A 9,181-nucleotide genomic window follows, 5' to 3' on the forward strand; every position below is an offset into this window, starting at 1 on the left:
CCGGCGCGCGTGCTCATCCGCAGCCGGAAGCCGTGGGTCTTCGACCGACGACGGTTGTTCGGCTGGAACGTGCGCTTGCCCTTGGCCACGACTGAGAACTCCTGCGTCAGCTCACCCCGGTCATGGGGGAGCGCGGGTACGCCGGGCGCATGCCGAGGGAGCCAGGACATGTCCTGGGCACGGCAGACCCGGATCCGGTCGTGACCAGCGTAGCCGACAGCTCCGCCGACCCCCCACGTCGGGCCCTGCGCCGACCCGCCATGATGATCCGGTCGTCGCCGGGGAGGTTGTGGCCCGGCACGGCGCCTTGTTAGCGTCTCGCTCCCTGCTGACGCGTCGGGCCGAGGTCGGGGACGACGGTTCGCGCCGATGCCTCGGCACGACCGCCGGGGCCCGTCGTTCGTCCCCGTCGTCGGGCCTCCGACGACGGTGGCGTCGCAGGGCGTGGGACACGGAGGGTCCACGGCACGCGGGTACTCGCGTCGACCCCGGGGGCCGCGATGCCGCACGCCCGGGCGTCGTGCACAGTTGTGGACAACTCTGTGGATCTGCGCGCGTCCGCGGGGTGACGTGCGCGGATCCGGAGCTCCGGGTGCGTGGGGGACGACGGAGGGAGGTCGGGCATGTCGGACCAGCTCTCCGACCTCGACGCGACCTGGACCCGGGTCGTCGCCGAGCTCACGGCCGGCTCCGCCGGTGGCCCGCCGCTCTCCGCGCAGCAGCGGGCGTGGGTCCGCGTGACCCGCCCGCTCGGCCTCCTCGACGACACGGCCCTGCTGGCCGCGCCGAGCGAGTTCGCCAAGGAGGCCATCGAGCGGGCGCTGCGCGACCCGATCGTCGACGCCCTCTCCCGCCACATCGGCCGGCCCGTCCAGCTCGCCGTCCGCGTGGACCACAGCACCCGGCCCTCGACCGAGGCCGTCGGCGGCCCGGAGACCTCCCCGCTGCCGCGCCTGCCCGGATCGGGGTCGGACTCCGGGCTCGGGGTGGGGAACGACGGCTACGCCACCCCCGGCTTCCCCGGGCACTACGACGACGGCGGACCCGACACCGGGTACTTCACGGGCGCCACACCGGGCCCGGGTCCCGACCACCACCGCTACCGCGCGGACGCGATCGCCGCGGCGGCCGGCGTCGGGCAGGTCACCCACAACCCGGACCGGGCCCACCCCGAGGAGGAGGTCGACGAGGTCCGCGACGGCCTCGCCGCCGTCCACGAGATCTGGAGCCCGCCCGGCCGGAGCACGACGCCGAGCCGCCCCGAGCCCGAGCCCTCACCGGCCGGCGACGCGCGCGGCGCGCCCCGCTCCCAGACCAAGCTCAACGAGAAGTACCTGTTCGACACGTTCGTCATCGGCGCCTCGAACCGGTTCGCGCACGCCGCCGCGGTCGCCGTCGCCGAGGCGCCGGCCCGGGCCTACAACCCGCTGTTCGTCTGGGGCGACTCCGGGCTGGGCAAGACCCACCTGCTCCACGCGGTCGGGCACTACGCCCAGCGGCTCTTCTCGGGGATGCGCGTGCGCTACGTCTCCACCGAGGAGTTCACGAACGACTTCATCAACTCCCTGCGCGACGACCGCAAGATCGCCTTCCAACGGCGCTACCGCGACGTCGACGTGCTGCTCGTCGACGACATCCAGTTCCTCGAGGGCAAGGAGGGGACCCAGGAGGAGTTCTTCCACACCTTCAACACCCTCCACAACGCGAACAAGCAGATCGTCGTCTCCTCCGACCGGCCGCCCAAGCGGCTGGAGACCCTCGAGGACCGGCTCCGCACCCGCTTCGAGTGGGGCCTGATCACCGACATCCAGCCGCCCGAGCTCGAGACGCGGATCGCGATCCTGCGCAAGAAGGCGGCCGGCGAGCGGATGGCGGCCCCGCCCGAGGTCCTCGAGTTCATCGCCGACCGCATCGAGCGCAACATCCGCGAGCTCGAGGGCGCCCTGATCCGCGTCACCGCGTTCGCCTCGCTCAACCGGCAGCCGATCGACCTGCAGCTCGCCGAGATCGTGCTGCGCGACCTCATCCCCGACTCGCGGCAGTCGGAGATCACCGCCCCGACGATCATGGCGGTGACGGCCGAGTTCTACGGGGTCTCGATCGACGACCTCACCGGTCCCGGGAAGACGAAGGCGCTCGCGCTGTCCCGCCAGATCGCCATGTACCTGTGCCGCGAGCTCACCGACCTCTCGCTGCCCCGCATCGGGCAGACGTTCGGCAACCGCGACCACACCACGGTCATGCACGCGGACAAGAAGATCCGCAAGGAGATGGCCGAGCGGCGCCGGACCTACGAGCAGGTCCAGGAGCTCACCGCCCGCATCAAGCAGCGCGCCCGGGGCTGAGCGCGGCCGGTGCCACGCACGGCCACGCACCGCCGCCACCTCGGAGCGCGCCGGGGTCGCCGAGCGCGCCCGGTGGACTCCGGTGGCTCCCAGGGCAGCCGTGGGCGTCCGCTCGACCCCGCCCCGCGGCCACCCCGGCGGCGAGAGGCACACCACGCACGGCCGGCGCGGCCCTGAGCTGCCCCACGTCCCCCTGATCAGCGGCCGCCGGCGGCGAGACCCGACATTTCCGGCCGACGGGCACACCACGCACGTGAGGCCGTGCGCCGGCCTGCCCCACGTGCCCGTCGTCCCCGGACCTCACGCCCGGCGGTGGCCGGCCCCGACGAGCGGTCACGGCGCGTGGCCGCAGCGAAGAATTCTCGACGCAGCGTCACGAGAAAGCGGACTTCGGGAGCGTCGGAGGGACGGACGCCGACCCGATCGTCAGCGCCGCGCACCGGTCCTCGTCCCGCGCGGGCCGCCCGTCGCGGCGTTCGTCGCCCTCCGCAGTCGTTCGACTCCCGATCGACCCACAGCTGGGGACAAGTCTGTGGACACCTGCCCTCCGGGGGTGGACGGAGCGCGAGCAGAACCGGTTCCCCGGCCGTTGTCCACCGCACACGCCGATCCGTCCCCGGATCCGGGGACGCCGGGCGGCCGCCCTCCACAGCGCTCCCGCCCGTGCCACCTGCGCGGACGCCGGTGCTCCACAGTGCCCACAGGACCTACTGTCACTGCTGTTGTTTCTCTCTGGGAGAAGAACAAAAGACCAGGGTTGGGGAGCGTCGGCCGTTCCGATGCTGCACAGGGCCGGAGTGTCGGACCCCCCTGTCAGGCTCTACCGTGACGACCACCGAAGACCCCGCCCGACGGACGTCCGACCTGGAGGACAGCGATGAAGTTCCGCGTGGAGCGTGACGCCTTCGCCGACGCGGTGGCCTTCGTCGCGCGCAGCCTGCCCAGCCGGGCGCCGGTGCCCGTCCTCGGCGGTGTCCTGCTCGACGCGGCGGACGAGGGCACCCTGACCGTCTCCGGGTTCGACTACGAGGTCTCCGCGCGCGTCGAGGTGGCCGCGATGATCGGCGACGGCGGCCGCGCGCTGGTCTCGGGCCGGCTGCTCGCCGACATCACGCGGTCCCTGCCCCCGCACCCGGTCGACGTCACCGTCGAGGGCCCCCGCGCGTCGCTGACCTGCGGCAACGCCCGCTTCAGCCTTCCGACGATGTCCGCGGAGGACTACCCGCAGCTGCCGGAGATGCCCCCGATCGTCGGGGAGCTCGCCCCGGAGGTCTTCGCCCGGGCCGTCTCGCAGGTGGCCGTCGCCGCCGGGCGGGACGACACGTTGCCCATGCTCACCGGCATCCGTGTCGAGATCGACGGCCCGTCGCTGACGATGGCCGCGACGGACCGCTTCCGGCTGGCGGTGCGGGAGTTCACCTGGGAGCCCGGCGAGAGCGGCCCGACGTCGGGCGAGGGCGAGGCCACCGCGATCCTCGCGCCGGCCAAGACGCTCTCCGAGGCGGCCAAGACCCTCACCTCCTCGGGCTCGAAGATCGAGCTCGCGCTCGGACGCGGCGACGGGCTGCTCGGGCTCGCCGGTGGCGGCCGGCGCTCCACCACGCGCCTGCTCGACGCCGAGTTCCCCCGCTACCGCCAGCTGCTGCCGAAGGAGCACACCTCGGCGGCGGTCGTGGAGATCGCCCCGCTCGTCGACGCCATCAAGCGCGTCTCGCTCGTCGCCGAGCGCGGCACCCAGGTGCGGCTGGAGTTCGAGGAGGGCTCGCTGCGGCTGACGGCCGGCGGGGACGACGAGGGCAGCGCCGAGGAGCAGCTGCCGTGCTCGTTCGCCGGTGAGCCGCTGACGATCGCGTTCAACCCGGGCTACCTGCTCGACGGCCTCGGCGCGCTCGGCTCGGAGGCCGCGCACCTGTCGTTCACGACGCCGAGCCGCCCGGCGCTCCTCCGTCCGGCGTCCGGGCCGGGCGAGGGCGGTGAGGCGGGCGAGGTGGACGCCGACGAGGCCTCGGCGACGGCCGTCGAGCCCGGCCCGGGGGGCGACACGGAGCTCCCGGAGCCCCGGCCGGGCTATCTCTACCTGCTCATGCCGGTCCGGCTACCGGGCTGAGCGCCGTCCGGACCACCGTGATCGCGGGGGGCCCGGCGGGTACGGAAGGACCGGGTCCGCCGTGACGGGCCGGGGTACGCGCAGGGAGCCGGCGAGGACGAGGGAGCGGATCGCGGTGCAGCTGGGGATGGTCGGGCTCGGCCGGATGGGCGGCAACATGGCCGAGCGGCTCCGCGCCGCCGGCCACGAGGTCGTCGGGTACGCCAACGACGGGTCCGGCGACGTGCAGTCGCTCGACGAGCTCGTCAAGGCGCTCGCCGCACCGAGGACGGTGTGGCTCATGGTGCCCTCGGGCGAGGCGACGCACTCGACTGTGCGCAGCCTCGCGGACCTCCTCGAGGAGGGGGACCTCGTCGTCGACGGCGGCAACAGCCGCTTCACCGACGACACGGTGCACGCGGAGCTGCTCGCCGGGCACGGCGTGCACTACGCCGACTGCGGCGTCTCCGGCGGCGTGTGGGGCCGCACCGAGGGATACGGCCTCATGGCCGGCGGGGACGACGCCGACATCGAGCGCCTCATGCCGGTCTTCGACGCGCTCCGCCCCGAGGGACCCCGCGAGGAGGGGTTCGCGCACGCCGGGCCGGTCGGGGCCGGTCACTACGCGAAGATGGTCCACAACGGCGTCGAGTACGGCCTCATGCAGGCCTACGCCGAGGGCTACGAGCTCCTGTCCGCCGGTGGCCCGGTGTCCGACGTCGGGGCGGTCATGAAGGCCTGGAGCCGCGGCACCGTCGTGCGGAGCTGGCTGCTCGACCTCATGGTCCGGGCCCTCGAGGCCGACCCGCACCTGGACCAGATCACCGGCTACGCCGAGGACTCCGGCGAGGGCCGCTGGACGGTGGACGAGGCCATCCTGCACGCGGTGCCGCTGCCGGTGATCTCGGCGGCGCTGTTCGCGCGGTTCGCCTCCCGCCAGGTCGACTCGCCGGCGATGAAGGCGGTCGCCGCGCTGCGGGCCCAGTTCGGCGGCCACGCCACGCGCAAGGCCGGGGAAGCCGCGAACGAGCCGCCCACGGGTGGCTAGGTGACCTCGTGTACGTGAGGGAGCTGTCGGTCACCGACTTCCGGTCGTGGACGCAGGCCGACCTGCACCTCACCCCGGGGGTGACCGTGCTCGTCGGCGCCAACGGGCAGGGCAAGACCAACCTCGTCGAGGCCGTGGGCTACCTCGCCACGCTCTCGTCGCACCGGGTCTCCTCCGACGCGCCCCTGGTCCGGCGTGGCGCCGCGGTTGCCGTGGTGCGGGCGACCGCGGTCAACGACGGCCGCGAGCTCACCGTCCAGGTCGAGATCCAGCCGGGCAAGGCGAACCGGGCCCGCGTCAACCGCTCGCCGGTGCCGCGCCCGCGCGAGATCCTCGGCATCGTGCGGACGGTCGTGTTCGCCCCCGAGGACCTCGCCCTGGTGCGCGGGGACCCGGGGGAGCGGCGGGGCTTCCTCGACGACCTCCTCGTGGCCCGGGCGCCGCGCTGGGCGGGCGTGCGCAGCGAGTACGACAAGGTGCTGCGGCAGCGCTCGGCGCTGCTCAAGTCCGCCCGCTCGGCGCGGGCCGCCCGGGAGGCGGGGACCCTCGAGGTGTGGGACGCCCACCTGGCGCGGTCGGGGGCCGCCCTGGTCGCCGGGCGGATCCTGCTCGCCCGGGCCCTCGCCCCCCACGTGACCGCGGCCTACGCGGACGTCGCCCCGGAGTCGGTCCCGGTGGGGGCGCGCTACCGCTCGAGGGTCGAGGCGGTCGACGCGCTGGCCGGACCGCTCCCGGCCGGGAACGGCAGCGGGGTCGACGCGCCCGACGACGTGACCGGCGGGCCCGCGCACGCCGCCCTCGCGGCGGAGGTCGAGGTCGCGCTGCTCGAGGAGATCGGACGCCGGCGCGAGCAGGAGATCGAGCGGGGCGTCTGCCTGGTCGGCCCGCACCGCGACGACCTCGAGCTCACCCTCGGCGACGGGCCGGCGAAGGGATACGCGAGCCACGGCGAGTCCTGGGCCCTCGCCCTCGCGCTCCGGCTCGGGGGGTTCGAGCTGCTGCGCGCCGAGGGCAGCGAGCCGGTCCTCATCCTCGACGACGTGTTCGCCGAGCTCGACGCCCGCCGTCGGGACGCCCTCGCCCGGACGGCCGCACGCGCCGAGCAGGTCCTCGTCACGGCAGCCGTGGACGACGACGTCCCCGCGCTGCTCGCGGGAACACGCTTCGTGGTCGAGAACGGCACGGTCCGTGACCAGGTGGCCTCGTGACGGTCGATGGGGGTGCACGCTGGTGAGCCGAAACGGTGAAGAATGCCCAGGATCTGGGGACAAGCCTGTGGATGCTGTGGACAACTCCCGTGCGCGGCCCCGTCGGGAGGTCACGGAGCGCCCGGATCCGGGGGCTGACCTGGGTCGTGCGCCCGGGGCCGCCGTCCACAGCCCGGGTACGGACCGCGACGCCGTGGCGCTGCCCCCGGCGCGCCTCGGTCCGAAGGGCCACACGCTCGGGCACGGGCCGGACACCGAGGGTGCCGACGGGGACCCGGTGGAGCCCACCTCGACCGGGGCGCCGCGGGGCTCGGACATCGCCCGCGCCGCCCTCGAGGCGGCGCGCGCCCGGCACGTGGAGCGGGGCGGGGCCACGCCACGGCGCACGATCCGCCGGGGCGTCCCCGGCGACGGCGGGCGCCGTCGCCGGCGCGGCTGGTCCGGCGCGGGCGCCGACGACCGCGACCCCCAGATGCTCGGCCGGGTCGCGTCCCGGCTGTCCGCCCAGCGCGGTTGGGCGCCGAACCTCGCGCACGGCTCGGTGTTCGGGCGGTGGGCGGAGCTGGTGGGCCCCGAGGTCGCCGAGCACGCCACCCCGACGGCCCTGCGCGACGGCGAGCTCACCGTGCAGGCGGACTCCACGGCCTGGGCCACCCAGCTGCGCCTGCTCCAGCGCCAGCTGGTCGGCCGCATCGCGGCCGGTCTGGGCCACGGCGTGGTCACCAGGATGCGCATCCACGGACCGTCGGCGCCGAGCTGGCGCCGGGGGCCCCGGCACGTGTCCGGCCGGGGGCCGCGCGACACGTACGGCTGAGCGCCCGCTGTCCGCGCCCAGGACGCCGACGGGCCCCCTGTCGGGCGGTCGGACCCTCAACCGGTCCTGCCAGGCCGTCTGCGACGCGCTCAACAGGCGGTCCGGCCCCTTCCCGCGGGGGTGGACCAGTAGACTGTGAGGTGTAGTGCGAGACGGTCCGACGCCCCGGTGTCGGACCCGGCGCACCGACCGCTCAGGTAGGGAGACATACAGGCCCGTGGCTGCCGCGAAGAAGAACAACGACTACAGCGCGTCGTCCATCACCGTTCTCGAGGGCCTCGAGGCCGTCCGCAAGCGGCCCGGCATGTACATCGGGTCCACCGGCGAGCGCGGCCTCCACCACCTCATCTGGGAAGCGGTCGACAACTCCGTCGACGAGGCGATGGCGGGCTACGCCACCACGGTCACCGTCACGATGCAGGCCGACGGCGGCATCGCGGTGGTCGACGACGGTCGCGGCATCCCGGTCGACGAGCACCCGGTCGAGAAGAAGCCGGCCGTCGAGATGGTCATGACCATGCTGCACGCGGGCGGCAAGTTCGACGACAAGTCCTACGCGGTCTCCGGTGGTCTGCACGGTGTCGGCATCAGCGTCGTCAACGCGCTGTCCACGGCGCTCGACGTCGAGATCCACCGCGACGGCCAGATCTGGACCCAGCACTACGACCACTCGGTCCCCGGCCCGCTCGTCCAGGCGGGGAAGACGCGGAAGACCGGCACGTCGATCACGTTCTGGGCCGACCCGGCCATCTTCGAGACGACGACCTACAACCTCGAGACGATCTCGCGGCGCCTGCAGGAGATGGCCTTCCTCAACAAGGGCCTGACGATCATCCTGCGCGACGAGCGCAAGCCCGAGGGTGCCGAGGGCCACGACGGCGAGGTCCGCGAGGTCGACGACGCGCCCGACGCCGAGGGCTACGTCGCGAAGGTCAAGGAGCGGACCTTCTGCTACCCGGGCGGGCTCGAGGACTTCGTCGCGCACATCAACCACGCGAAGGACCCGATCCACAAGAAGCCGGTGGCCTTCCAGGCCGAGGGCACCGGGCACCAGGTCGAGGTCGCGATGCAGTGGAACGCCGGCTACTCCGAGTCGGTCTACACGTTCTGCAACACGATCAACACGACCGAGGGCGGGACCCACGAGGAGGGCTTCCGCTCCGCGCTGACCACCACGGTCAACCGCTACGCGCGGGACAAGAAGCTCATCAAGGAGAAGGACCCGGCGCTGACCGGCGACGACATCCGCGAGGGGCTCGCCGCGATCGTGTCGGTCAAGGTCGCCGAGCCGCAGTTCGAGGGCCAGACGAAGACCAAGCTCGGCAACACCGAGGTGAAGTCGTTCGTCCAGCGCGTCTGCAACGAGTGGCTCTCCGACTGGTTCGAGCGCAACCCGAACGAAGCCAAGACCATCATCAACAAGGCGGTCGGCTCGGCGCAGGCGCGCATGGCGGCCCGCAAGGCCCGCGAGCTCGTGCGGCGCAAGACCGCGGGCGACATCGGCGGCCTGCCCGGCAAGCTCGCCGACTGCCGGTCGAACGACGCCACGCGCACCGAGGTCTACATCGTCGAGGGCGACTCCGCGGGCGGCTCCGCGAAGTCCGGGCGCGACTCGATGTTCCAGGCGATCCTGCCGATCCGCGGCAAGATCATCAACGTCGAGAAGGCGCGCATCGACCG

Annotated in this window: 7 protein-coding genes; 6 read left to right on the forward strand and 1 reads right to left on the reverse strand. The window is 73.7% G+C overall.

Features of this window, described 5'->3' with window-relative positions:
* On the reverse strand, nucleotides 1-89 hold an 89-nt coding region (gene rpmH / locus AC0CYZ_RS29325; protein WP_472221648.1), incomplete at its 3' end, for a 50S ribosomal protein L34.
* 534 nt (nucleotides 90-623) lie between these two features.
* Here rpmH and dnaA point away from each other — a divergent pair.
* From dnaA to AC0CYZ_RS29355, 6 genes are all read left to right on the forward strand, one after another.
* Nucleotides 624-2,345 (forward strand): chromosomal replication initiator protein DnaA, encoded by a 1,722-nt coding sequence (gene dnaA, locus AC0CYZ_RS29330; protein ID WP_472221642.1) that lies wholly within the window; start codon nucleotides 624-626, stop codon nucleotides 2,343-2,345.
* A gap of 877 nt (nucleotides 2,346-3,222) precedes the next feature.
* On the forward strand, nucleotides 3,223-4,452 hold the full coding sequence (gene dnaN, locus AC0CYZ_RS29335; RefSeq protein WP_472221643.1) for a DNA polymerase III subunit beta: 1,230 nt from the start codon (nucleotides 3,223-3,225) through the stop codon (nucleotides 4,450-4,452).
* Nucleotides 4,453-4,567: 115 nt separating this feature from the next.
* On the forward strand, nucleotides 4,568-5,479 hold the full coding sequence (gnd, locus tag AC0CYZ_RS29340) for a phosphogluconate dehydrogenase (NAD(+)-dependent, decarboxylating) (protein ID WP_472221644.1): 912 nt from the start codon (nucleotides 4,568-4,570) through the stop codon (nucleotides 5,477-5,479).
* An 8-nt stretch (nucleotides 5,480-5,487) separates the two neighbouring features.
* Entirely contained in the window at nucleotides 5,488-6,687 is a 1,200-nt protein-coding gene (recF, locus tag AC0CYZ_RS29345) for a DNA replication/repair protein RecF (protein ID WP_472221645.1), read from the forward strand.
* A gap of 193 nt (nucleotides 6,688-6,880) precedes the next feature.
* Entirely contained in the window at nucleotides 6,881-7,501 is a 621-nt protein-coding gene (locus AC0CYZ_RS29350; RefSeq protein WP_472221646.1) for a DciA family protein, read from the forward strand.
* Nucleotides 7,502-7,718: 217 nt separating this feature from the next.
* Nucleotides 7,719-9,181: DNA gyrase subunit B (locus tag AC0CYZ_RS29355; RefSeq protein WP_472221647.1), on the forward strand; the 1,463-nt coding region annotated here is incomplete at its 3' end.

This window comes from Actinomycetospora sp., from assembly GCF_055612215.1.